This is a genomic window from Streptomyces sp. NBC_00076 (assembly GCF_045041235.1).
Lineage (GTDB): Bacteria > Actinomycetota > Actinomycetes > Streptomycetales > Streptomycetaceae > Streptomyces.
On record NZ_CP108242.1, the window covers coordinates 5,144,806 to 5,167,766 of the forward strand.

The window sequence follows — 22,961 nt, forward strand, 5'->3', positions numbered from 1 at the left end:
GTACAACACACTTTCCCGCCGTGCCCCGTGCCGTACGGGAAAGGCGGTGGCCCGGGGTTCGTGCGAACCCCGGGCCACCGCCTGTGGTGCCACCGTCCTTGTTGTCCCGGCCGGATGCCTACGCCTTCTGCGTCAGGTCGTAGAAGGTGGCCGAACCGACCGTCACCTTCTTGAAGTTGGCCTCGACCCAGGTGGTGATCTGCGAGGACGTGCCGTCGCTGCCGCCGCCCATGCCGCCGCCGGTGCCGGAGGAGATGAAGTAGTGGATCCTGCCGTCCTCCACGTACTTCTTGAACTGGGCCAATGTCGGGGACGGGTCGGTGCCGTTGAAGCCGCCGATCGCCATCACCGCGTCACCCGTGGCGAGTTGGTAGCTCGCGGCGTTCTGGGCGCCGATGGCCGCGGCCGCCCAGGTGTAGGTGTCGGAGTCGGCCTCCAGCAGCTTCTTGGCCTCGGAGGTGACGGAGGCGCCGTTGAGCAGACCGCCGACCCCGCCACCACCGCCGCCCATGCGGCCGCCGTCGCCCATCGCCGGGCCGCCCTGCTGGTTCTGACCCTGGCTCTGGCCCTGGGTGGTGCCGTTGCCCTGGGGGGTGCCGTTCCCTTGGCTGTTCCCGCTGCCGTTCTGCTGGTTCTGGCTGTTTCCGTTCTGGCCCGGCATACCACCGCCGAAGCCACCGGCACCGCCACCCGGGAAGCCGTTGCCCTGCTGGTTCTGACCCGGCGTGGTGCCGTTGCCGTTCTGCCGGCCCGGCATACCGCCGCCCCCGAAGCCAGCCCGGCCGCCGCCGCCCGGACCGCCCATCATGCTCGCGCCCGCCGGACCGGCCGTGACGATGGAGCCGGTGTGGCCTTCCTCCAGGGTGCTGAGGGTGTACGCCGTCGGTCCGGCCAGCGAGGCCACGATGCCCAGGCCCACCGCGGCGAGCGCGAGCTGCCGGCCCAGCCTGGCCACGAAGATCAGGCCGAGTGCGGCGACCAACCCCCCGACGAGGACCAGCCACTTGAGCCAGGGCAGGTAGTCGGGAGTGCGGTCAAGGAGGACGTAGCCCCAGGCGGCGCTCGCCACCACCGCCGATGCCAGGGTGAGCGACGCCCAGATCTCGGAGCGCTTCTCCCACAGGATCCCCGCGCCCATGCCGACCACGGCGGCGACATAGGGGGCGAGGGCGATCGTGTAGTACTGGTGGAAGATCCCCGCCATGTAGCTGAAGACGACCATGGTGATCAGCAGCGAGCCGCCCCACACCAGGAACGCGCCCCGGGTCGCGGACGTCCGCTTGAGCTTCCAGGTCGCCACCAGGCCCGCGACCAGCAGGATCAGCGCGGTCGGCAGCAGCCAGGAGATCTGGCCGCCGATCTCGGAGTTGAACATCCGGTTCCAGCCGGTCTCGCCCCACATGCCGGTACCGCCACCACCGCCACCGCCACCACCGCCACCGACGCTGCCGGTCTCGTCGCCGCTCAGCCGGCCGAAGCCGTTGTAGCCGAAGGTCAGCTCCAGGAAGGAGTTGTTCTGCGAACCGCCGATGTAGGGGCGGGAGGAGGCGGGCCACAGCTCGACGATCGCGACCCACCAGCCGCCCGAGACGACCAGCGCGACCGTCGCGAGGGCCAGCTGTCCGAGCCGCTTCCTCAGCTGGACCGGCGCGCAGACCGCGTACACGATGGCCAGCGGCGGCAGGATCAGGAAGGCCTGGAGGGTCTTCGCGAGGAACGCGAAACCGATCGCGACACCGGCCCACACCAGCCACTTCGCCCGGCCGTCCTCCACGGACCGGGCGACGAAGTAGCAGGCCAGAGCCATCAGCAGGGCCAGCATGGCGTCCGGGTTGTTGAACCGGAACATCAGCGCCGCGACGGGGGTGAACGCGAGCACCGCGCCCGCGATCAGACCGGCCGCGGGGCTGAACCGGCGGCGCACGGAGGCGTACACGACGGCGACCGTGCCGACGCCCATCAGGGCCTCGGGGGCCAGGATCGCCCACGAGTTCAGACCGAAGATCCTGACCGACAGCTCCATCGGCCACAGCGAGGCCGGGGGCTTGTCGACGGTGATGGCGTTGCCCGCGTCCAGCGAGCCGAAGAACATCGCCTTCCAGCTCTGACTGCCTGCCTGGACGGCCGCGGAGTAGAAGGAGTTGGCGTATCCGGAGGCGCTCAGGTTGTACAGGTAGAGCACGGTGGTCACGAGGAGCAGGCCGAGGAACGCTGGACGCGCCCAGCGCGGGTCCTCGGGTCGGCCCCGCCACAGTCTCCGTACGAACGGCTGCCTGGGTTCACCGGATTCGGGACCGGTCGGCGGGGCCTCGGGAACCACCGGTTCCCGCACGGCCGTACTCGTCGTGGCTGTCGGCGGCCCCCAGGAACTGGGACCCGGTGGCGTCGTCCGGTCGGTGTGCGTGGTCATCAGGAGTTCCTCGGGTCGGTGTCGGTGGGGCGCACCGGCCGCAGGTGCGCGGTCGCGTCCCCCCGGGTGCGGTCCGCGGCTTCACCGGCGCGGAACTCGGTCGTGCGGTACGAGCTCTGGGGCCCGGTGGCGTAGGTCGGGGCCGTCGGCCGCTGTGGCAGCGGGGGCTGCTGGCCGTGCTGGTGCCGGCCGTGGGGCTGTTGGCCGTACTGCTGCTGGTCGGGCTGCTGCTGTCCGTAGGGCTGCCGCCCGTAGGCCTGTTGTACGTAGGGCTGTTGTGCGTACGGCTGCTGGACGGGCGGCTGCTGGACGGGCGGCATCGTGGCGTAGGTGGGCGCGGCCGGGTCGGGCGAGACGACGACGCCGGACGGGCTGTCGTCCTCACGCCGGTCCGAGAACACCCAGGCCCGGAAGAGCAGGAAGCGCAGCACGGTCGCGGCCAGGTTGGCGGCGATGAGGACCGCCAGCTCGGTGGAGTGCGCCGGCTCGGAGGTCGCCGCGTTCAGGGCGGCGAGGGAGCCGCTGGTCAGCGCGAGGCCGATACCGAAGACGACCAGACCCTGCGCCTGGTGTCGGACGGCGCCGCCCCGCCCGCGCACCCCGAAGGTCAGTCGTCGGTTGGCGGCCGTGTTCGCGACCGCCGAGACCAGCAGCGCGAGCGCGTTGGCCACCTGGGAGCCGCCGAACTGCCGGAAGAGGCTGTAGAGCAGCAGGTAGAAGAGAGTGGACAGCCCGCCGACCACACAGAACCCGACGAGCTGGCGGGCCAGCCCCTTCGGTACGTCCTGGATCTCGCGGTCGCGCGGGTCGTCGCCGAAGGGCCGGGTGATCCGGTCCAGCGACAGCGACCCGGTGGCCAGGGCCTTGCCGACCCGCCACACGCCCTTGAGGTCGTCGGTCGCCGTCTTCACGATGTGCACCGTGGAGTTCGGGTCGTCGACCCAGTCGACGGGGACCTCGTGGATGCGCAGTCCCGCGCGCTCGGCGATCACCAGCATCTCGGTGTCGAAGAACCAGCCGGTGTCCTCCACCAGCGGCAGCAGCACCTGCGCGACATCGCGGCGGATCGCCTTGAAGCCGCACTGGGCGTCCGAGAAGCGGGCCTGGAGCGAGCCCCGCAGGATCAGGTTGTAGGCGCGGCTGATGAACTCGCGCTTGGGCCCGCGCACCACCCGGGAGCTACGGGCTAGCCGGGAGCCGATCGCCAGGTCGGAGTGGCCCGAGATCAGCGGTGCCACCAGCGGCAGCAGGGCATTGAGGTCGGTGGACAGATCCACGTCCATGTAGGCGAGGACGGGGGCGTCCGAGGCGGACCAGACGGTCCGCAGCGCCCGGCCGCGGCCCTTCTGCTCCAGCCGGAACGCCCGCACCTCCGGGAGCTCCGCCGCCAGCCGCGCGGACACCTCGGGGGTGGTGTCCGTCGACGCGTTGTCCGCGATCGTGATGCGGAACGCGTACGGGAACGTGCGCTTGAGGTGCTCGTGCAGTCTCAGCACACACGGCTGGAGGTCCTTCTCCTCGTTGTAGACGGGGATCACTACGTCCAGGACAGGCGTTCCGGCGTCTGTGGCCGGGAGGTGCTCCCGCGCCGGCAGGGTGCCGGGAGAAGAGTCGGTTCGCATGCCAACGACTCTGGTCAGGCCCCCTGTTGCACCCATATGGCGGCGCTGTGCTGGGCCTGTGAGTGCGATTGCCAGTTCGTTTCGGGCGAAGGATGCGGGATCGCGGGGCCCAGCGCGGGCAGGTGCATGGTGAACACAGTGCGTCCGGGAGCGCTGTCCACGGTCACCGCACCGCCGTGCGCGGTCGCCACGGCCTGCACGATCGCCAGCCCCAGACCGGTCGAGCCGGTGGCCCGGGAACGCGCCGAGTCACCGCGCGCGAACCGTTCGAAGACGTGCGGGAGCAGGTCGGACGGGATGCCCTGACCGTTGTCCTCGACATCCACGCACATCCAGGGGCCGCGCCGCTGCACACGTGCGGTGACGGTCGTACCGGGCGGCGTGTGCTTGCGGGCGTTGCCCAACAGGTTGACCAGCACCTGCTGGATCCGCGCCGCGTCCGCGGAGACGAGGGCCGGTTCGTCGGGCAGGTCGAGCCGCCAGTTGTGGTCCATGCCGGCCGCGCGGGAGTCGCTGATGGTGTCCACGACGAGCGGTACGAGGTCCGTCTGCTCGAACTGGAGCGGCCGCCCGGCGTCGAGACGCGCGAGCAGCAGCAGGTCCTCGACGAGGAGGGTCATACGGCCGGCCTCGGACTCGATGCGCCCGAGGGCGTGCCGGGTGTCCGGACCGACCTCCTCTCTGCCGCGTCTGGTGAGCTCGGCGTACCCGCGGATGGAGGCGAGCGGGGTGCGCAGCTCGTGGCTGGCGTCCGCGACGAACTGCCGTACCCGCGTCTCGCTCTGCTGCCGGGAGTGCAGGGCCCCGTGGACGTGGTTCAGCATCCGGTTCAGCGCGGCGCCCACCTGCCCGACCTCGGTGTGCGGGTCGGTCTCGGACTCGGGCACCCGCTCGCTGAGGTTGACCTCGCCGGTGTGCAGGGGCAGTTCGGAAACCCGGGTGGCGGTGGCGGCGACCCTCCGGAGGGGGCGCGTGGCGACTCCGACGAGGACGTAGCCGGCGATGACGGCGGCGCCGAGACCGGCGGCGGTGACGCTGAGCTCTACGAGGATCAGGGTGTTGATGGTGCTGTTGACGTCGTCGGTGGGGAGGGCGACGTAGTAGCCGCCGTTGCCGTCCTTCGCCTGGACGTACGTCACCCGGTATTCGCCGAGGCCGGGGATGGTCACGGTGTGCCGACCGGTCGTGGAGACGTCGGCGAGCACGGAGCGCTGGGCCTCGGAGAGGTCGGTGGCGTTCATCTGCTGGCTGGTGTTGTCGGCCTGCTGATCGGCGACGACCGCTTTGGTGATGGCGCCCTTGACGCTGACCGCTGCTGCCACGGTCTTCTCCTGCGTCGGGCCGTGGCTGGCGAAGCCCTCCAGTTGCTCCTGCGCGGTGAGTTTTTTGAGCGGAGCCTTGCCGTTCAGCCGGGACTGGTTGTTCAGGTCGTCCGGCTTGCCGAACGGCGGTCCCGAAAGGCGCTTGCCGGCGTCGAGGACCTGGTCGTCCAGCTGCTCGTACAGATGCGACCGCAGCGCCAGAGTCGTCACCGTGCCGATCACCGCGCAGACCACCGCGATCAGCACCACGGACGCGACGACGAGCCGGCTCCGCAGTGTGCGCGGCTTGGGTGCTCGCTTCTGCGCACGCGGCCGTCGTCGTCCGCTCATGACACGGCGGGCTTGATCAGGTAGCCGGCGCCGCGCCGGGTATGGATCATCGGCTCACGACCGGCGTCGATCTTGCGGCGCAGGTAGGAGATGTAGAGCTCGACCACGTTGGCCTGGCCGCCGAAGTCGTACGACCACACACGGTCAAGGATCTGCGCCTTGCTGAGCACGCGCCGCGGATTGCGCATCAGGAAGCGCAGCAGCTCGAACTCGGTCGCGGTGAGGTGGATGCCCTCCCCGGCCCGCGACACCTCGTGGCTGTCCTCGTCCAGGGTGAGGTCCCCGACGACGAGGACGGAGTCGGAGCGCCGGTCGGCCGCGCCGGAGCGCCGGATGAGACCGCGCAGCCGGGCCACGACCTCTTCGAGGCTGAACGGCTTGGTGACGTAGTCGTCGCCGCCGGCGGTTAGCCCGGCTATCCGGTCCTCGACGGCGTCCTTCGCCGTCAGGAACAGCACCGGCACGTCCGGCAGCTCACGCCGCAGCCTGCCCAGCACGGCCAGCCCGTCCATGTCGGGCAGCATCATGTCCAGGACAACGGCGTCGGGACGGAACTCACGGGCGGTCTGAAGGGCGCCCGTGCCGTCACCGGCACTCCGGATCTGCCAGCCCTCGTAGCGGAGGGCCATGGACAGGAGTTCGGTGATCGACAGCTCGTCGTCCACCACAAGCACTCGGACGGGGCTCCCGTCCGGCCTCAGCAGTTCGGTGCGCCCCTGGGGCGAGGTCGTGGTCATGATGAAACCATGTCGGGGCCCCCTGAGAGCACCCTTTCGGCTGTCTGTGATTTTCCTGAGAAACGCACAGGTGACTCTCAGGGAAGCCCTGGGAGCCCTTCATCGACGCCTCATGGTTTTCGGCCGGACGTGCTCCAGCGTCGTACCGAACCTGCCGTCGCCGTCATCGTCGTGCGAGAGCGCGAAGCCCGGAGCTCGCTTGGTCAGAACAGGCCCGACTGCACACTCGGCGGTGCCTTGAACTGCCGTACCGGCACGGTGACTTCCTCACCTTCGACGGGTACGAGTTCCCACCCGGTGATCAGCCGCGTGTCGAGGACGACCACCACTGCGGGGCCCGTCGCCAGATGCAGGTCCGGCCCGGCGGCCGCCACCAGCCGACCGCTCACAACGCCCCCGGCCGCAAGCTCGGCCACCTCGCCCACGGCGGCCGGAAGGTCTCTGAGCCCGAACGCGCCGACATGATCAACGGGCTGGCAGGGCGCGGGCGCGAGCGACTCCGGCCAGCCGCCGAGGTCAAGCGCACGGCCGTGCAACTCAGTGACCTCAGCGGCCCGTTCGGCTGCCGACCTCGGCAACCGGGCCCGCACCGCCCGCTTCTCGGCGTACGGAATCCGGTCCGGCACCCCGAGCGCGGCGCGCAGCAGTTCCTCGGTACGCCGGGCGGCCATCAGCGGGCCCGTGCCCAGCCAGCTGAAGCAGACGGCGCCCTGCTCCAACAGCCGGGCCGAACCGCGCTCTTCGGCGGTGATCCCGACCTTGACCATCCCGGGCCCGAACCACGCCAGATACACCCGGTACGGCCGCGGGTCGTCGGCAAGAGTGTCCGCGGCGACGGAGTGGGCCCGGTCCAGCCGCGCGCACTCCTCGCACCGCGCCCCCGTACTCCGCCCCGAGACGGCCGCCCGCACCGGACAGGGGTGCCGTCGCGCACCCACACAGGTCCGACCGCCCCCTTCCGCGACCCCGAAGGCCACCCTCTTCCCCCAGGTCAGCGCACTGCGCCGCCCGCCGTCCCACACCAGCACGGGGCCATCCGCCGCCCACCGCAGCCCCGAGCACTTCCATGCCTGTGCCATCGCTTCCGAGAGTAGGGGGCACCACTGACAATGGCGGCTGCGCGGGGATCACCCACCGGAGGGGGCGGTGGCAGGCTCCGCCTCACCTGCGGAAACAGGCACGACACCGGACGCCGTCCCTGCCGCTGCCGTACTCGTGCTTGTAGCCGCAGCCGCAGCCGTACGACGCACCCCCCGCCCCGCCAGCCGGCACCCGACACACCCGGGATGCCCGGCCCGCGCTCCCGTGTCCCGCACCCGCATCCCCCACTGCTCCCTCGGCCGTTTCCCTGGCGCCTTGCCCCAGCCGGTGAGATGCAGGGCCCAGGCGACGAGGAGGCCCACGAGGTCGATGGCGGTTCCGGCCACCAGGAGCGGAGCGGACACCACGCAGACACCCAGCCCCAGTACCGCCGTCCCGACGGTCGCGATACCGAAACCGGTCCAGCCTGCGACCGTATGTCCCTCGTCATACTGATGTGCGCTCACGTGCCCGCCTTCCTCTCGTACGGGTATCTCACAGCGTAAGTAATTTACTGCATGAACCTCTCACGAGCTAAGGGAAACAGGAACCCGCAATGCCAGCCAAGTCGCGCCCCCCTGCCACTCCGGCCGAGGCGCTGTCGGCGATGGACTCCCTCGTCGCGGCCCATCTGCTCGGCCAACAGGAGATGGCCCAGCGACTGGGCCTGAACGTCTCCGATCTCCTGTGTTTCGCCTACGTCCTGCAAGCGGGCGAGGATCTCCTCACGGCCGGCGACATCGCCGAACGCGCGCACGTCACCACCGGCGGCGTGACCGGCATCCTCAACCGCCTCGAACGCGCCGGCTACGTCACCCGCGTACCCGACCCCGCGGACCGCCGCCGTGTCCGCGTGGCCGCCGTCCCGGACGCGGTCACCCGCGTGGTCGCCCTCTACGAGCCCCACTACGCCCGTCTGAACGGCCTCTTCGCCGACTACTCCGCCGACGAACTGGCCTCCATCACCGACTGGTTCACCCGCGCGACGGCCATGGCCCACAGCCACATCGAGGAACTCCGGGACCAGGACGCCGAGGGGAAGTGACGCAAGGGGCAGTCGGCGCGCCCCCCACACGTGGTGCAGCTGGCCATACCTCCAGTCCGGGTGGCCGCTCCATCGTTCCCGCTAGCGGACGACGGCATCGTTGAACCCAGCCGATCCCAGCGGATCCCGACCGCTCCCGGTCGATCCCAACTGGCCCCGGCTGAAGCCCGATCGAAACTCGACTGAAGGCGGACTGAAGGTCGCCTGAAGTCGGGCCGGTGTCAGGTGACGAAGCAACGAAGGCCGCCCCGTCCGGAAGGAAACGTCATGGAGTCGACGCTCCCGCCGAAGCCGCATCCGACGCGCGGCGAGCCGCGGTCCGCCCGCGACGCCTCCGCGACTCCGGGCCCCCTCGCCTCCTTCGTACGGTTCGTGATCTGCGGTGGCGGTGTCGGCCTCCTCGCCGGCCTCGCCGTACCGCTGCTCGCCGTGACGATGCCCTGGGCTGCCGCGAACGCGGTGATCACCGTCGCGTCCACCCTCCTGTGCACCGAGCTGCACGCCCTTTTCACCTTCGGCACGGGCCGCCGCCCCGGCTGGCGCCGCCACCTGCAGTCCGCGGGCTCGGCGACGGCGGCGTACGTGGTGACCTGCGCCGCGATGTTCGTCCTCCAGTCGGTGCAGTCGTCGCCGAGCCTGTTGTGTGAGCAGGCGGTCTACCTCTCCGCGTCCGGCCTCGCCGGAATCGGACGCTTCCTGGTCCTGCGCCTGTTCGTCTTCGTGGGCCCCGACCGGAAGCAGGCCGCGGCACCGAAGCCCCGCACGGCGGACGACTGGAACGTTCCGTTTGTAAGGACCGAGGCTTTTGCCGGATGACCGGCTGACCATCGCCCTGCTCGCCGCCACCGGCCTCGCCCTGCCCGGCCCCGGCGCCGCCCAGGCCACCACCACGGCCGACATCCCGGCACCCACCGCCGACGGCGTCTCGGCAACGGTTCCATGAACTTCCCGGCCGTCACCGTGAACTGCCCCACGGGCATGACCCCGGCCCCAGTACGGCCTCAAGGTCAGCAACGTCAAGGTCACCATCGCCGACGACAACGTCTTCGGCCACTCGACATGGAGCACCCCGGGCCCGTTCTACGGCTGAACCGTTTCGCAGACGGCCACTGGCCGCCCAAGGTCCTGGCCCGCCCAGGACCTGCCCTAGGACTGGTGGTCCTGGTCGACCGCCATCGCCCGGAGGACGCTCTCGTGGAGCAGGGCACGGCGCCGCTCGTGCAGTTCCGCGGGCTCCTGGGCGGTCGCCGCGTAGACGTTGCTGACCGGTGACCAGGCCATGGACATGGCGATCACCATGGCCATCACGTCGAACGGGTCCCCCCGGCGCACCAGGCCGGCGGCCTGCGCCTCGGCGATGGCGCGCAGTTTGTTGTCGTCGAGGCGGTCGGGGTCGTCGACCAGGTGCCCTGCCGGGCGTCGCTCCAGACGCGCCCAGGTGGCCAGGCGGATGAGATCGGGGCGGCGCAGGTACTCGTCGTAGAGGCGCACGGCCCAGTCCGCGAGGTCGGTGGCGTCGATCGGGACGACGTTCACGATCCGCTCCAGGGAGCTGAAGAAGATCGCGTCGAAGAGCCCTTCCTTGCTGCCGAAGTAGGCATAGAGCTGGGCCTTGTTGGTGCGTGCGGCGGCCACGATCCGGTCGACGCGAGCTCCGGCGATCCCGTGCTCGGCGAACTCCTGGGTCGCCACCTCGATGATGCGCCGGTGCGTCGCCGCGCCACGCGAGGTCAGGGGCTGGTCAACCATGCCCGTCACGCTACCAAACAGAACAGTTGGTTTGCCTGATGCCCCGTACCTCTGTAGCTTGAAGAGCCAAATAGACCGAACAGTCTGTCTATCTAGCTGGAGCGGAGTGCCATGAGGACCACAGTCGGCTGGCAGGCGACGAGCACGGGCACGACATCGGAGCGGCCGTCACTGGAGATGCTGCGCCGGACAACACTTGAACGGCGTGACCTACGCCCCGACGACCTCGCGATCCGCGTGGACTACTGCGGTGTCTGCCACACCGACCTGCACGCCGTCCGCGCCCATGCCGACCTGGACGTCCATGACGGCACGGGCGGCACGCCCCTGGTGCCAGGGCACGAGTTCACAGGCGTGGTGACCGAGACCGGGCCCGAGGTCACCGGCTTCGCCGTCGGCGACCAGGTGGCGGTGGGCAACATCGTCGACTCGTGCGGGACTTGTCCCATGTGCCGGGCCGGCCAGGAGAACTTCTGCCACGCCTTCCCGACCCTGACCTACGGCGGCCGCGACCGGCACGACGAGTCGACCACCCTGGGCGGCTACTCCCGCGAGTACGTCGTCCGCGACCGTTTCGCCTACGCCCTCCCCGCAGCCCTGGATCCGGCCGCGGCGGCTCCGCTGCTCTGCGCCGGAGTCACCGTCTGGGAGCCACTGCACGCCCTGGGCGTGGGTCCGGGTACGCGCGTCGCCGTGGCAGGACTGGGCGGTCTCGGCCATCTCGCGGTCAGGATCGCCGTGGCGCTCGGCGCCGACACCTCGGTCATCAGCCGCTCACCGGACAAGCTCGACGACGCCCGTCGTCTCGGCGCCGGCGACCTCATCGTCTCCACCGCCCCGGAGCAGATGGCCGACGCCCGTGCACGGTTCGACGTCGTCATCGACACCATCTCCGCCCCGCACGACCTCGCCCCCTACCTACGCCTGGTCGCCATGGACGGGACGCTCAGCCACCTCGGGCACCTCGGCCCCGTCACCGTGGAGACCACCGACCTGCTCGTGGGGCGCAAGAAGCTCAGCTCCGCAGGCAGCGGCGGCAGGCCGGCCACCGCCGCCATGCTGGAATTCTGCGCCGAGCACGGTGTCACCGCGGACATCGAACTGCTCCCCTCGGCACAGGTGAACGAGGCCCTCGACCGCCTCCGCCGCAACGACGTCCGCTACCGCTTCGTACTCGACATGTCCGATCTGGACTGAAGAAGCCGCCGCCGCGGGCAGGTCTGCTGGATCCGTACAAGCCGGTGATCGACGAAATCCTGCTGGCGGATCTCGACGCGCCGCGCAAGCAGCGGCACAGGGTCATCCGTTCCTTTCACCGGCCGGTCAAGGACACGGTGCGGACGTCGTCTCCTACGGCGTGGTGCGCTACTACGTCCCCAGCCGCAAGCCCGAGATCCTGGCCGAGTCGGGCAAGGCGCCGCCGGAGGCATTCGCCCCCAGACCCACCTGCCCGGCCATGAGGCCGACCGGCAGCGACTCGCACCGCCTGACCTCTGCCGCTACCTCCCTCGATGGTCCGCGGCCCTCACGGCCGGCGGACCATCCTTCGGTCAGCTCGCCAGAGTTGCCTGGTGAAAGTACATACGCCAGCCCGTTTCCGTCAGACGCCACAAGGAGCTTCGCCATGCTCGGCGCCCGCTGTCGTCGGTGAAGTACGTCAGGTGAACGATGCCCGGAGCGAGTACGACCCCGGACATCTCGCTGACCTCGACCGGAGACTCCGGGTCCACTGAACCGGCACTCGTCACGGTGAGAATCGACGTCGCGTCCCAACGCCTGCCAGACGCTCCGAACTCGGTGAACTCCGGGTCCAGAAGCTCCGAGACCAGGCCCGGGACAGCACGCACCGCAGGGTCGAGAAGCCGCATCTCCGCCGCGATGGCCGCCTGAACGGCCCGTTCACTCTCGTCTGCCATGCATGAACCCTACGGACGGACCCCATCCCGCCAAAGCGAATAGTTGACGGGCCGCTGACTGGCCAGCAGCCGCCCCTTCTGCTGGCGTTCTGACATTGCGACCGCGGCGGCCCATCACTGCCTCGAACGGCGGATGAGAGCACGGACGCAAACGCAAGAGGCCCCGGATCTCTCCGGGGCCTCTCACCTGTGTGCACTCGGCAGGATTCGAACCTGCAACCTTCTGATCCGTAGTCAGATGCTCTATCCGTTAAGCTACGAGTGCTTGCTTTTTGTGTGCCGTTCCTGGTCCTTCTGGCCCGCTCGCGGCGACAGGAAGAACATTACATGACTGCCGCCGCCATGTGAAATCCGTTAGCCATACCCCTTGCGGCCTGCGGAAATGCTCCAGAAGGGGGATGCTGGAAGACGACGAAGCCCCGGTCTGTGGACCGGGGCTTCGTGATCTGGTGCGGAGGCGGAGGGATTTGAACCCTCGATGGGATTGAAGTCCCAAACCGCATTAGCAGTGCGGCGCCATAGACCGGACTAGGCGACGCCTCCAGCACAACCTCCCGCGCGAGCGCGAGTGGTGCGTGCAGATGATGACACAGTCGAGCGCGGTGTCACCAATCGCCTCCCACGGTACTAGGCGGGCGGGCCGCAGGGCAAAGTCCTTACCGGTGGCGGGGCGGCGCAACGTCCCGCGGCCCACCGCGTTAGTCAGGTCATGACACACGTCGCCCGGTGCAGCCGGTTCGCAGGGTTCACCCGTCTCCTCGTCGCCGTCGGCTCCGCCTGCGGCGTCGCATCCGTACCTCTGGCCACCGCCCTGCCCGCGGCAGCCGCCACTCCCGCCGTGCCCTTCGCCCCTGCCACTCCTCCCGCTCCTTTCACTCCTTTCACTCCCGACACCCCCGCCGGCGCCTCGGGCCCCCTCGCGCCCCCGCCCGTCCGTGACGAGGGCCGGGTGGAGCCAGTCGGTGATCACCTCACTGTCACCGTGCGGATGGCGGGTGACCGTGCCGACGGGACGTACGAGGTGAACTGTCATCCCGGTCGGGGGAGTCATCCCGACGTCAGCGGCGCGTGTGCCGTCGTCGACCGGAACACCCGGTGGGGGCAGGACGTCTTCGGGCCGGTGCCCGGGAACAGCGTCTGCACCATGCAGTACGGCGGGCCCGCGACCGCTCATGTCACCGGGACCTGGGCCGGGCGTCCCGTCGACGCGACGTTCGACCGCAGCAACGGCTGTGAGATCGGGCGGTGGGACCGGTTCGTGCCGCTGTTGCCCAAATTGAGTGCCGGCTCCTGAGCAGCCGTCCACCCGCCAGGAAGACAGATGGACCGATGGGCAGATGGATGGATGGGCAGATGGATGGATGGGCAGATAGTTAGACAGGCACGCCCGCGGGCACGCGGGCCCTTGGGCGTCCGAGCCGTCCACACCTGCCGCACCTGCCGGGCCAGCGGGGCCGGACCGGCCACCCGCCCCTCGGCGTTTCATGGCGGACGCCCCGGCTCCGTAAAGGTCCCGAAAAGGTTCCGCCCTGGTCACATCGAGGCGAAACGGGAGCCCAGGCGTACGGGCGGGTATGCGGTCACATGTTCTACGTCACTTCGTCGTGCGACCTCCCTCTCATCCGGCGTCGCGAGCGCAACCGCTGCCCGTAGACTCCCTCGCGTGACACGTCGCGGGCCGGTTGGCAAGATGGCCCGAGCGGTCGGCAAGGTGCGGTAACAGGGAGGAAGCGTCTCGTGAGCAGCAGGCCATCCCGAGGCGCTGCTCGCCTCGCAGCCATACTGGATGCGCTTCCCGATGCGTTGGTGCTGGTCAACGCCAATGGGACCGTCGTCAACGCCAATACGATCGCGCTCGAGGCCTTCGAGACGCCGGGCACCGCTCTCGTCGGGCGCGGGCTGCTCGATCTGCTGCCGCAGTTCGACTCCAAGCTCATCCCCGGGTCCATGCGGCGGCCGGATCACATGGACCCGCGCGGGCGGACCAAGCCCGCCCGGATGATCGCCCGGCGGACCGACGGGACCGAGTTCCCCGTCGAGGTCACCAGCGCGAACCTCGAGAACGGCCAACAGGCCTACGACGGCTACGGCTACAGCGCCGACGAGCTGCTGATGCTCGTCGTTCGGGACCTGACCGGCACCGTGGACACCGAGGCCGAACTCGCCCGCTCGCAACGCCAGACCGAGATGATCCTGCGGGCCGCGTCCGAGGGCGTCGTGGGGACGGACACGGACGGGCGGATCGTCCTCGTCAATCCGGCCGCCGCTCAGATACTGGGCTATCGGGCCAGCGACCTCGGCGGCCGTGAGCTGCACGATCTCGTGCTGCACTCCCGTACCGACGGCACGCCCTTCCCGTACGAGGAGTCGGCGCTCGCCGACACGCTGCGCTCGGGGCGCAAGCATCGGGTGCGCGGGCAGGTGCTGTGGTCGAAGAAGGGCGACAGGGTTCCCGTCGACCTGACGACCGCGCCCGTCCGTGACGGCGACCAACTCGTCGGTGCCGTGATGACCTTCACCGACCGGCGTCCGTACGACGCGCTCGCCGACGAGAAGTCGACCGTCGAGAAGCGCCACGAGGACGAGCTGGAACGGCTCTCCGAGGATCACGCCTCCGAGCTCACCGCGCTGCGCCAGAAGCACGTGGCCGAGCTGGAGGAGATCCGGGAGCAGCACGAGGAGGAGCTCGCGGCGGGCGAGGAGCGGTACGCGGCGCTCGGCGAGCGGGAGAAGGACCGCTACGAGGCGCTCTCCGGGCGACACGAACAGCTGCTGACGCTGCTCGCGCAGTCGCTGCGCGGCCCCCTCGACGAACTTCGCCGTGATCTGTCGGCCCTGGCCGCCGACGACGCCGGGCAGCTGTGGCCCGAGGCGAACCAGGTGCTCCATCACCTGTCGGCGGGCTACTCGCGGATCACGACCCTCATCGACAACGTCCTCGGGTACCAGCGCCTCGACACCGGGGCGGCCGTCATCACCCGTACGAAGGCGATGCTCGACGCCGTGGTGGCGGCGGGCGTCGACGGGGCCGTGGAGCTGATCGGGCCCGGGCGGGTGCAGTTCGCAGTGCACGCGCCGCCCATCGAGGCCGAGGTCGACTCCCGGCTGCTCGCCACCGCGCTCGCCCACCTCGTCGCGGACGTCGCCGGCGTCGACGCGACCGGCAACGCGCCCGTCTCGACGGGCGGTTACATGGACAACACCGTCGTCGTGGCGGCGGCGCAGCGCGGCGAGGTCGTACGGATCGAGGTGCGCGGGCCGTACGCCGGGGGAGACCCGGTGCACGAGCCGATCGTGCGCGGGATCGTGCGGGCCCACGGTGGCGTGCTGCAGACGCACGAAGTACCGGGCATGAGCGGTAACGCCTACGTCCTCGAAGTGCCTCTCGGTGGTGGGGCCGGTGCCGTCACGGCTTCGGGTCCGGCCGCGCTGGAGGCCGGACCCGGCGAGGTCCCGCTGCCCGAACATGCCACCTCCGGCGGCGGACGGCGGCGGGCCCGGCGGGCCACCACGGACGCCTTCCTGGAGATCGAGGCGCCGGGCGCCGACGGCGAGGGAGCCGATCCGGAGGCCGTGGCGCCGACCGGGCGGCGCAGGCGGCGGGCCGCCGCCGCGCAGGAACCCGCGCCCGTCCCGGCTCAGGCCCCGGGCGAGACCGGTGAGGCGTCCGGCGGTACCGGGCGGCGCCGGGGACGGCCCGCCGAGATCGCCGGTGGTGACGGTGGTAACGCTGGGAGCGGTACGGGCGGTGCTGACGCCGGTGAAGCGGGCGGGGCCGATATCGCTGGTGGTGCTGGTGTTTCGGAAGGGGCGGTCGTCACCGCCGCCGAGTACGCGGCCGGGACCGCGGCAGCCGGGACCGGTCTGGGCGGGACGGTACCGCCGCAGGGCGTGCCCACGCCCGACGGACGTCGTGCTCGCCCCGACGCCGGCGAACAGCACGCGCTGCCGCCGGCGCTGCCGGCCGTGGCCTCCGCCGATCCGGGTCAGGGTGCCGGTCCGACGGCCGACTCCGCCGAGGGTCCGCAGCAGCCGACAGGACGCCGACGGCGGGCGCTTGCCGCCGCCACGGAGCGCGCCGCAGCCGCGCAGGAGGCGGGCCCCCGCACGGTGTTCGCCCTGCCGCCCGCCGCGGCGGACCGCACACCGGAGGGGACGGCGGAGGGTACGAACGGGCAGGCTGTGCCGCCTGCTCCGGCCGCCCCAGACGCCGCCACCGCCGCCACCGCCGCGGCGCCCGCGCCCGCTGCGGGCCCGGTTCCAGTCCCGGCCCCGGAGCAGGTGGAGGTTCCCGGCCAGAGGGTTCCCGGCCAGGGGGTTCCCGCTGGCTCCGGTGTGGACGACGGTCGGCACGACGCCGTGCCGCACAGCCAGGCCGAGGACCACACTCCGCCGCAGCCGCACCCCGCGAACGCGCCCACGGGGCGTCGTCGGCGGGCGTCCGGCCAGCGGGCGGAGTCGGAAACCGCCGGGGCGCCCGTTCAGGAGGTCCCGGCCCAGGGCGTCGCGGCGCAGGTGGCTCCGGTCCAAGCAGGTGCGCCCCAGCAGGGTGCGCCCCAGCAGGGTGTGCCTCAGCAGGGTGTGCCTCAGGCCCACGTGGGCCAGGAGGCTCCGGCCGCCGGTCAAGGTGGCGTGGTCGGCCAGGGCGGTACGGCGGGACACAGCGGTACGGCAGGACAGCCGGCTCTGCCCGGTCAGCCGGTGCCGGCCGGGCATGCGGGTCAGCCGAGTGCTCCGGCACCCGCGCCGAGCACGACCGTTCACGGGGTTCAGATGGCACCGGGCCACCCGATCGGGGTGCAGGCCGCGGTCGGCCCGGTCGCTCCGGCACCGTCGGGGCAGGGCCAGAATGTCGCTGCCCCCGCGCCCACAGCCGTTCCCGCGCAGAACGGCAGCGGTCAAAACGGCACTGGTCAGGTCGGCACCGGTCAGGTCGGCACCGGTCAGGTCGGCCTGCCCCCGAACCAAGCCGCACCGGACCAGCAGGTGCCCGGCCAGCCAGTGCCCGGACAACCAGTGCCTGGCGGTCCCATGCCTGGCGCCCCCGTACCTGGGCAGCCCGCGCCCGGACAGATCACGCCCGGTCAGACCGGCGTGCCCAACCCTGCCCTGCCCGCCCAGAACGTCCCGGCTCAGGGCGTCCCGGCTCAGGGCGTCCCGGCTCAGGCCGCCCCGGCTGCCAACGGCATGCCCAACGCCAACGGCCAGCCGCTCCCGGCCGAGGCCCCGCCCGGTCAGGCCGCACCCGCTCAGGCCGCCCCTGGCCAGGCCGTACCCGGCCAAGGCGTCCCTGGCGTCCCGCAGAACCCACAGTCCGTACCGCCTACGCAGCCCGCGCCGCCGACACCACCCACACCTACGGCCACCCCCGCCCCCGGCACCCCCCTCCCCCCGGCGGCCGCGACGCACCCCCACGTCGCCCAGCCCCTCCCCGCCGAGGCAACGGGCACGACGGGCGCTACGGGTACGGGTGCAGCAGGCGCGACGGCCGCGACCGGCACCGCCGGCACGCCCGCCGCCCCTCCCGTATCGGCACCCACCGCACCCCCCGATCCGGCGCTCGACCCGAACTCCACGCAGGGCAGGGCCATCAGCGTCCGGACGCTCGGGCAGGGTGTGCCGTTCACGCGGCAGACCCAGGCGCCCCATCCGGTGACCGCCCCCGCCTCCGCCCTGCCGACGGCCACGCCGCCCCCGCATCAGGCAAGCGGCTCGGGTCGGCGTCGCAAGCTCGGTACGCGCACCGATCCCGCCGCCGGGCACCCGGAGCAGACGGCCCGCCCGCACCCGCAGGCCGACCAGTCCCTCGTACCCTCGCAGGCTCAGCAACCGCAACCGCAGCAGCCGTCGCTCGCCGGGCAGTCCCGGCTCGCGCAGGCGACCGAGGGCTCGGGGCGGTCGTACGCCATAGGGGCACCGGACGAGAACGCGGCCGAGGGCCCCGAGCCGTTGGACGGTCCGGGCGGTGCCATCGAGGTGGCGGATCCGCCGCGGCAGCAGCCGATGGACGACGAGCTGCCACCGGAGCCGCTCGACAATCCGCGACGGCTGTTGGTGTGGCCGGCGCCGGACGTCACCACCCAGCAGGAGCTCAGCGACCGCGGCTACCGGCCGGTCATCGTGCACTCGCGCGAGGAGGTCGACGCGCAGATCGCGGCCTTCCCCGCCGCGCTGTTCGTGGACCCGCTGACCGGTCCGATCACCCGGACCGCGCTGCAGTCGCTGCGGCAGGCGGCGGTCGCGGCCGAGGTGCCGGTGCTGGTGACGGCCGGGCTCGGGCAGGCCTCACGGGAGGCGGCGTACGGCGCCGATCCCGCCGTACTGCTGAAGGCACTGGCGCCGCGTGACACCGAGCAGCACCCGCCACGCGTGCTGTTGATCGAGGAGCACGCGGAGATCGCGCTCGCGCTGACCGCGACGCTGGAGCGGCGCGGGATGCAGGTGGCGCGGGCCGCGAGTGACGCGGACGCGGTGACGCTTGCCGGGCAGTTCCGGCCGAATCTCGTCGTGATGGACCTGATGCAGGTGCATCGCCGAAGGGCCGGGATCCTCGACTGGCTGCGCGCGAACGGCCAGCTCAATCGCACCCCGCTGGTCGTCTACACCGCCGCGGTCGACCAGGCGGACCTGCCGCGGCTGGCGTCCGGCGAGACGGTGCTGTTCCTGGCGGAGCGGTCCACGAGCACCGAGGTGCAGTCGCGGATCGTCGACCTGCTGGCCCGCATCGGCACCAACTGACGTACGACGCGGCCCCGCCGCCCGACGTCAGGGCGCGATCAGTCTGCGCGCCGCCGCCTTGATCGACGCACGCAGACGCTCGTGGTCGGCGTCCTCGGGGCCCGTGAGGATGCGGCGCATCTGCGGGACCGCGGCGGCCCAGTTGGCGAGTGCCGTCAGCAGGAACAGCAGGTCGCGGGGCGGGAACGCGTCCGTGATGACGCCCCGGGCCTGGCCGTCCTCGATGGCGGCGACCTTGCGGGTGTAGTGGTCCTGGCGCTCCGTCTCGTCGGGCAGCTCGGTGCTGCCGTACTCGATGCCCTCCCAGAACAGCAGGCGCAGTAGTTCGGGGTGGGCGGCGTGGTAGTCGAGCAGTCGGTCGATCCAGCCCTCGATGTCGTCCTGGTCGACCGGGACGGCTGCGGCGAGGTCCACCATGCGCGCGCCGAGGACCTGGGTGAACAGCTCCGCCTTGTTGCCGAAGTAGGCATAGATCAGCTGTTTGTTCGCCTTGGCCGCGGCGGCGATGCGGTCGATGCGGGCGCCCGCGATGCCGTGCCGGGCGAACTCGGCGACCGCCGCCTCGAAGATCCGGGCCTTGGTGGCCTCGGGGTCTCTGACTGCCATGAGGGCAGGGTACCGGGGCTTGCAACCAACTATTTGGTTGCAAGGGAATGACGCAGGGGAGCAGACTGTTCCAACCAACCAGTTAGTTATCACCAGTCGGTCATCGCGATTCCGTTGCGAAGGAGCCTCACCCGTCATGCCGTCAGCCACGCACCAGGGACGGACAACCGCCCAGGAGACGGTCACCCCCGCCACCGCCACCGCCACGGCTTCCGCCCCCGCCTCCGCTCTCCTCCTCCCCCTCATCGCCCTCTGCACCGCCGTCACGGCCGCCAACATCTACCTCGCGGCCCCGCTGCTCCCGCTCATCGCCCAGGACTTCGGCTCGACCCCCTCGGCCGTGGCCTGGGTCGCCTCGGTCGCGCAGTTCGGCTACGCGGCCGGACTGCTCGTCTTCGCCCCGCTCGGCGACAGCGTCAACCGGCGCCGGCTGGTCGCCGTCCTGTCGCTCGTCACGGCGGCGGCATTGGTGGCCGGAGCGGCGTCCGCGGGCACCACCGCACTCGCCGCGGCCGTCCTCGTCGCCTCCGCCGCGACCGTCGTCCCGCAGCTGCTCGTCCCGCTGGTCGCCCAACGCGCCCCCGCCGACCGCCGGGCCCGCCATGTCGCGGCCGTCATCGCGGGCCTGTTCACCGGCATCGTGGCGGCCCGGGTACTCGGTGGCCTGATCGGCCAGGCCTTCGGCTGGCGGGTGGTGTTCGTGGGCGCGGCCGTCCTGACCGCCGTCCTCGGACTCGTGACCGCCCACGCCCTGCCCACCGAGCACCGTCCCCGCACCGGCTCCCTCCTCTCCGGCCTCACCGCCCTGCCGTCCGTCGTCCGCCGCTCACCGGATCTGTGGCGCGCGTGCGTACGCCAGGCCGGTATGTACGGTGCCTGGAGCGCCCTGTGGACCTCGCTCGCGCTGCTGCTGACGCAGGACGGCCCGATCGGCTACGGCCTGTCCACCGCGACCGCCGGCCTGTTCGGCCTCTTCGGACTGGCCGCGAGCGTCGTGGCCCCCTTGGCGGGCGGCCTCGTGGACCGCTTCGGCGCCGCGAAGGTCGTACGGTCCGCGTATCTCCTCGCGGCCGTGTCCGTACCGCTGTTCTGGCTTGGCGGGCACATCCTGTGGGCCCTGTTCGTAGCCGCGATCGCCATCCACGCGGCCCTGGTGGCGTCCCACGTGGCCAACCAGACCCTGGCCCTGACCACCACCTCCACCCCGGCCACCGCCAACACGGCGTACGTGGTGGCCGGCTTCGCGGGCGGCGCCCTCGCCTCCGCCCTGGCCGGCACGGCCTTCAGCCACTTCGGCTGGGGCGGGGTGTCCGCGGTGGCGGGCGCGTGGCTGACGCTGGGGTGGGTGAGCACGTCGGCACGGCGGTCGGTACGGCGGTCGGGCCACGCTCGTACGAGGGGGGCCGATTCCTCCGTACGGCAGTGACGTGCGTACGGCGATGGCGTAGGCCACGGCAGTGACGTGCGTACGGCAGTGACGTGTATGCCCGCTCGGCCTTCCTCCGTACGGCAGTGACGTGCGCGCCCGTGCCGAGCAGGGACCGTGAGGACCCGCTCGGCACGGGCGTTGACGCGTGGGGGTCGGCGCGGGCGTTGACGCGCGGGTCGTCCCTGCTCCGGATCGGGTCGACCGGTGAGGCGATGGGTTGGTCGACCCGGGGGGGGCTGCGCGTGGGTTCGTCAGAGCTTCACAGCTTCAGAGCTTCGTGATGTCCAGCTGCCCGTCGGCGTACTGCCTGCGCAGCACCTTCTTGTCGAACTTGCCGACGCTCGTCTTCGGTACCGCCTCCACGATCGTCCAGCGCTCCGGGAGCTGCCACTTGGCGATGTGACCCTCGTCGGCGAGGAAGGCACGCAGGGACTCGAAGTCGGCGGTGGCGCCCTCTTTGAGGACGACCGTGGCCAGCGGGCGCTCGCCCCACTTGTCGTCGGGAACGGCGACGACGGCCGCCTCGGCGACGGCCGGATGGGACATCAGCGCGTTCTCCAGCTCCACCGAGGAGATCCACTCGCCGCCGGACTTGATGACGTCCTTGGCGCGGTCGGTGAGGGTGAGAAAGCCGTCCGGGGAGATCGACCCCACGTCCCCCGTCTTCAGCCAACCGTCCTCGCTGAACTTGTCGGCTGGGCGGAGGGGTTCAGCGTCGGGGCCGTTGTAGTAGGAACCGGCGATCCAGGGGCCCCGGACCTCCAGCTCGCCCGCCGACTCCCCGTCCCAGGGGAGGCGTTCGCCGCCGGGGCCGGTGAGGCGGGCCTCGACACTCGTCGGGAACCGGCCCTGGGTGAGCCGGTACGCGAACTCCTCATCCGTACCCACCGCGTGGGCCGGGGGACGCGCCACCGTGCCGAGTGGCGAGGTCTCCGTCATGCCCCAGGCGTGACAGACCCGCATTCCCAGCTTGTCGAACGCCTCCATGAGCGAGGGCGGGCAGGCCGAGCCGCCGATGGTGACCTGGGTGAGGGAGGAGACGTCGCGCGGTTTGGCCGTGAGCTCGGCCAGCAGGCCCTGCCAGATGGTGGGGACCGCGGCCGCGTGCGTCGGCTTCTCGCGCTCGATCATCTCGGCGAGCGGGGCGGCCTGGAGGAAGCGGTCCGGCATCAGCATGTTCACGCCGGTCATGAAGGTCGCGTCCGGCAGGCCCCAGGCGTTCACGTGGAACTGGGGGACCACGACGAGCGTGGTGTCCTGGTCGGTCAGGCCCATCGACTGGGTCATGTTGACCTGCATGGAGTGCAGGTAGACCGAACGGTGGGAGTAGACCACCCCCTTGGGGTCGCCCGTCGTCCCGGACGTGTAGCACATGGCCGCCGCCCGCCGTTCGTCCAGCTCCGGCCAGTCGTACGTCGTCGGCTTCCCTGCGATCAGGTCCTCGTACTCGTGCACCTGGACGGCGGCGTCCGTGAGGAGACCGCGGTCCCCCGGGCCGGTCACCACCACGTGCTCGACCGTCTTGAGGTGCGGGAGCAGCGGGGCCAGCAGCGGGAGCAGCGAACCGTTGGCGATCACCACCTTGTCGGCCGCATGGTTGACGATCCACGCCAACTGCTCCGGCGGGAGGCGAAGGTTGAGAGTGTGCAGCACCGCGCCCATCGAGGGGATCGCGAAGTAACACTCGACGTGCTCGGCGTTGTTCCAGGCGAGCGTCGCCACCCGATCGTCGTCGGCGACTCCGAGATCCTCCCGCAGAGCATGTGCCAACTGGGCGGCACGGGCACCGATCTCGGCGAAGGAACGGCGGTGCGGTTCGTCGTCACCGGTCCATGTGATCACCTGCGATGTCCCGTGGATCGTAGACCCATGGGTCAGGATCCTGGAGATCAGCAGCGGTACGTCCTGCATGGTGCTCAGCACGGCGTCCTCCCGGGGGCGACATTGCCTACGCGGTAGTAAGGGATGCGCAGATTC

16 protein-coding genes, 2 tRNA genes and 2 pseudogenes are annotated in these 22,961 nt (G+C 71.2%); 7 read left to right on the forward strand and 13 right to left on the reverse strand.

Annotation, left to right across the window (positions count from 1 at the left end):
* Positions 1-118: 118 nt before the first annotated feature.
* The 6 genes from OHA64_RS23365 to OHA64_RS23390 form a co-directional block, all read right to left on the reverse strand.
* Complete coding sequence (locus tag OHA64_RS23365) at positions 119-2,410, reverse strand: glycosyltransferase family 39 protein (protein WP_405616117.1); 2,292 nt, start codon at positions 2,408-2,410, stop codon at positions 119-121.
* Positions 2,410-4,032 (reverse strand): glycosyltransferase, encoded by a 1,623-nt coding sequence (locus OHA64_RS23370; RefSeq protein ID WP_405616119.1) that lies wholly within the window; start codon positions 4,030-4,032, stop codon positions 2,410-2,412. The genes OHA64_RS23365 and OHA64_RS23370 overlap by 1 nt, the downstream gene beginning before the upstream one ends.
* Before the next feature lie 14 nt (positions 4,033-4,046).
* Positions 4,047-5,684, reverse strand: a complete 1,638-nt coding sequence (locus OHA64_RS23375; protein WP_405616121.1) for an ATP-binding protein — start codon at positions 5,682-5,684, stop codon at positions 4,047-4,049.
* The gene (locus tag OHA64_RS23380; RefSeq protein ID WP_405616123.1) at positions 5,681-6,421 is read right to left on the reverse strand and encodes a response regulator transcription factor; all 741 of its coding nucleotides are present in this window, start codon (positions 6,419-6,421) and stop codon (positions 5,681-5,683) included. The genes OHA64_RS23375 and OHA64_RS23380 overlap by 4 nt, the downstream gene beginning before the upstream one ends.
* 203 nt (positions 6,422-6,624) lie before the next feature.
* Positions 6,625-7,500, reverse strand: a complete 876-nt coding sequence (locus OHA64_RS23385) for a DUF2797 domain-containing protein (protein ID WP_405616125.1) — start codon at positions 7,498-7,500, stop codon at positions 6,625-6,627.
* Positions 7,501-7,548: 48 nt separating this feature from the next.
* Complete coding sequence (locus OHA64_RS23390; RefSeq protein ID WP_405616127.1) at positions 7,549-7,968, reverse strand: HGxxPAAW family protein; 420 nt, start codon at positions 7,966-7,968, stop codon at positions 7,549-7,551.
* An 89-nt stretch (positions 7,969-8,057) separates the two neighbouring features.
* Between OHA64_RS23390 and OHA64_RS23395 the strand changes: the two genes are divergently transcribed.
* The 3 genes from OHA64_RS23395 to OHA64_RS23405 all read left to right on the forward strand — a co-directional run bounded on the left by OHA64_RS23395 (position 8,058) and on the right by OHA64_RS23405 (position 9,489).
* Entirely contained in the window at positions 8,058-8,546 is a 489-nt protein-coding gene (locus OHA64_RS23395) for a MarR family winged helix-turn-helix transcriptional regulator (protein WP_405616129.1), read from the forward strand.
* A gap of 267 nt (positions 8,547-8,813) precedes the next feature.
* Entirely contained in the window at positions 8,814-9,362 is a 549-nt protein-coding gene (locus tag OHA64_RS23400) for a GtrA family protein (protein ID WP_405616131.1), read from the forward strand.
* A complete protein-coding gene (locus OHA64_RS23405) occupies positions 9,352-9,489 on the forward strand; it encodes a hypothetical protein (protein WP_405616133.1) in 138 nt (45 codons plus the stop codon). The genes OHA64_RS23400 and OHA64_RS23405 overlap by 11 nt, the downstream gene beginning before the upstream one ends.
* A 203-nt stretch (positions 9,490-9,692) precedes the next feature.
* Here the strand turns inward: OHA64_RS23405 and OHA64_RS23410 are convergent, their stop codons facing one another.
* A complete protein-coding gene (locus OHA64_RS23410; protein ID WP_405616135.1) occupies positions 9,693-10,295 on the reverse strand; it encodes a TetR family transcriptional regulator in 603 nt (200 codons plus the stop codon).
* 111 nt (positions 10,296-10,406) lie between these two features.
* On the opposite strand from OHA64_RS23410, the gene OHA64_RS23415 reads away from it, so the two are divergent.
* Positions 10,407-11,492, forward strand: coding sequence for an NAD(P)-dependent alcohol dehydrogenase (locus OHA64_RS23415; RefSeq protein WP_405616137.1), 1,086 nt, complete (start codon positions 10,407-10,409; stop codon positions 11,490-11,492).
* Between the two features lie 353 nt (positions 11,493-11,845).
* On the opposite strand, the gene OHA64_RS23420 is transcribed toward OHA64_RS23415, so the two are convergent.
* The 3 genes from OHA64_RS23420 to OHA64_RS23430 all read right to left on the reverse strand — a co-directional run bounded on the left by OHA64_RS23420 (position 11,846) and on the right by OHA64_RS23430 (position 12,754).
* The gene (locus OHA64_RS23420; RefSeq protein ID WP_405616140.1) at positions 11,846-12,211 is read right to left on the reverse strand and encodes a DUF4440 domain-containing protein; all 366 of its coding nucleotides are present in this window, start codon (positions 12,209-12,211) and stop codon (positions 11,846-11,848) included.
* A 192-nt stretch (positions 12,212-12,403) separates the two neighbouring features.
* A tRNA-Arg gene (locus tag OHA64_RS23425) sits at positions 12,404-12,476 on the reverse strand.
* Between the two features lie 187 nt (positions 12,477-12,663).
* Positions 12,664-12,754 (reverse strand) — tRNA-Ser (locus tag OHA64_RS23430).
* Between the two features lie 166 nt (positions 12,755-12,920).
* Here OHA64_RS23430 and OHA64_RS23435 point away from each other — a divergent pair.
* Entirely contained in the window at positions 12,921-13,505 is a 585-nt protein-coding gene (locus OHA64_RS23435) for an SSI family serine proteinase inhibitor (protein WP_405616142.1), read from the forward strand.
* Between the two features lie 512 nt (positions 13,506-14,017).
* Positions 14,018-14,674, forward strand: a pseudogene (locus OHA64_RS23440) (PAS domain-containing protein); the annotation flags it as partial.
* Between the two features lie 2,451 nt (positions 14,675-17,125).
* Here the strand turns inward: OHA64_RS23440 and OHA64_RS23445 are convergent.
* Together OHA64_RS23445 and OHA64_RS23450 are read right to left on the reverse strand one after the other, a co-directional pair.
* Positions 17,126-17,911 (reverse strand): annotated as a pseudogene (locus OHA64_RS23445) (hypothetical protein); the annotation flags it as partial.
* Positions 17,912-18,976: 1,065 nt separating this feature from the next.
* On the reverse strand, positions 18,977-19,555 hold the full coding sequence (locus OHA64_RS23450; protein WP_405616144.1) for a TetR family transcriptional regulator: 579 nt from the start codon (positions 19,553-19,555) through the stop codon (positions 18,977-18,979).
* Positions 19,556-19,691: 136 nt separating this feature from the next.
* On the opposite strand from OHA64_RS23450, the gene OHA64_RS23455 reads away from it, so the two are divergent.
* On the forward strand, positions 19,692-20,981 hold the full coding sequence (locus OHA64_RS23455; RefSeq protein WP_405616146.1) for an MFS transporter: 1,290 nt from the start codon (positions 19,692-19,694) through the stop codon (positions 20,979-20,981).
* 270 nt (positions 20,982-21,251) lie between these two features.
* On the opposite strand, the gene OHA64_RS23460 is transcribed toward OHA64_RS23455, so the two are convergent.
* Positions 21,252-22,895 (reverse strand): long-chain fatty acid--CoA ligase, encoded by a 1,644-nt coding sequence (locus OHA64_RS23460; protein ID WP_405624065.1) that lies wholly within the window; start codon positions 22,893-22,895, stop codon positions 21,252-21,254.
* Between the last annotated feature and the right edge of the window lie 66 nt (positions 22,896-22,961).

Coding starts and splice junctions, on each gene's coding strand:
- OHA64_RS23385 (WP_405616125.1), bottom strand. CDS start 7,500: ATGGCACAGGCATGGAAGTGCTCGGGGCTGCGGTGGGCGGCGGATGGC.
- OHA64_RS23450 (WP_405616144.1), bottom strand. CDS start 19,555: ATGGCAGTCAGAGACCCCGAGGCCACCAAGGCCCGGATCTTCGAGGCG.
- OHA64_RS23460 (WP_405624065.1), bottom strand. CDS start 22,895: ATGCAGGACGTACCGCTGCTGATCTCCAGGATCCTGACCCATGGGTCT.
- OHA64_RS23415 (WP_405616137.1), top strand. CDS start 10,407: ATGAGGACCACAGTCGGCTGGCAGGCGACGAGCACGGGCACGACATCG.
- OHA64_RS23365 (WP_405616117.1), bottom strand. CDS start 2,410: ATGACCACGCACACCGACCGGACGACGCCACCGGGTCCCAGTTCCTGG.
- OHA64_RS23420 (WP_405616140.1), bottom strand. CDS start 12,211: ATGGCAGACGAGAGTGAACGGGCCGTTCAGGCGGCCATCGCGGCGGAG.
- OHA64_RS23375 (WP_405616121.1), bottom strand. CDS start 5,684: ATGAGCGGACGACGACGGCCGCGTGCGCAGAAGCGAGCACCCAAGCCG.
- OHA64_RS23455 (WP_405616146.1), top strand. CDS start 19,692: ATGCCGTCAGCCACGCACCAGGGACGGACAACCGCCCAGGAGACGGTC.
- OHA64_RS23395 (WP_405616129.1), top strand. CDS start 8,058: ATGCCAGCCAAGTCGCGCCCCCCTGCCACTCCGGCCGAGGCGCTGTCG.
- OHA64_RS23370 (WP_405616119.1), bottom strand. CDS start 4,032: ATGCGAACCGACTCTTCTCCCGGCACCCTGCCGGCGCGGGAGCACCTC.
- OHA64_RS23410 (WP_405616135.1), bottom strand. CDS start 10,295: ATGGTTGACCAGCCCCTGACCTCGCGTGGCGCGGCGACGCACCGGCGC.
- OHA64_RS23380 (WP_405616123.1), bottom strand. CDS start 6,421: ATGACCACGACCTCGCCCCAGGGGCGCACCGAACTGCTGAGGCCGGAC.
- OHA64_RS23435 (WP_405616142.1), top strand. CDS start 12,921: ATGACACACGTCGCCCGGTGCAGCCGGTTCGCAGGGTTCACCCGTCTC.
- OHA64_RS23400 (WP_405616131.1), top strand. CDS start 8,814: ATGGAGTCGACGCTCCCGCCGAAGCCGCATCCGACGCGCGGCGAGCCG.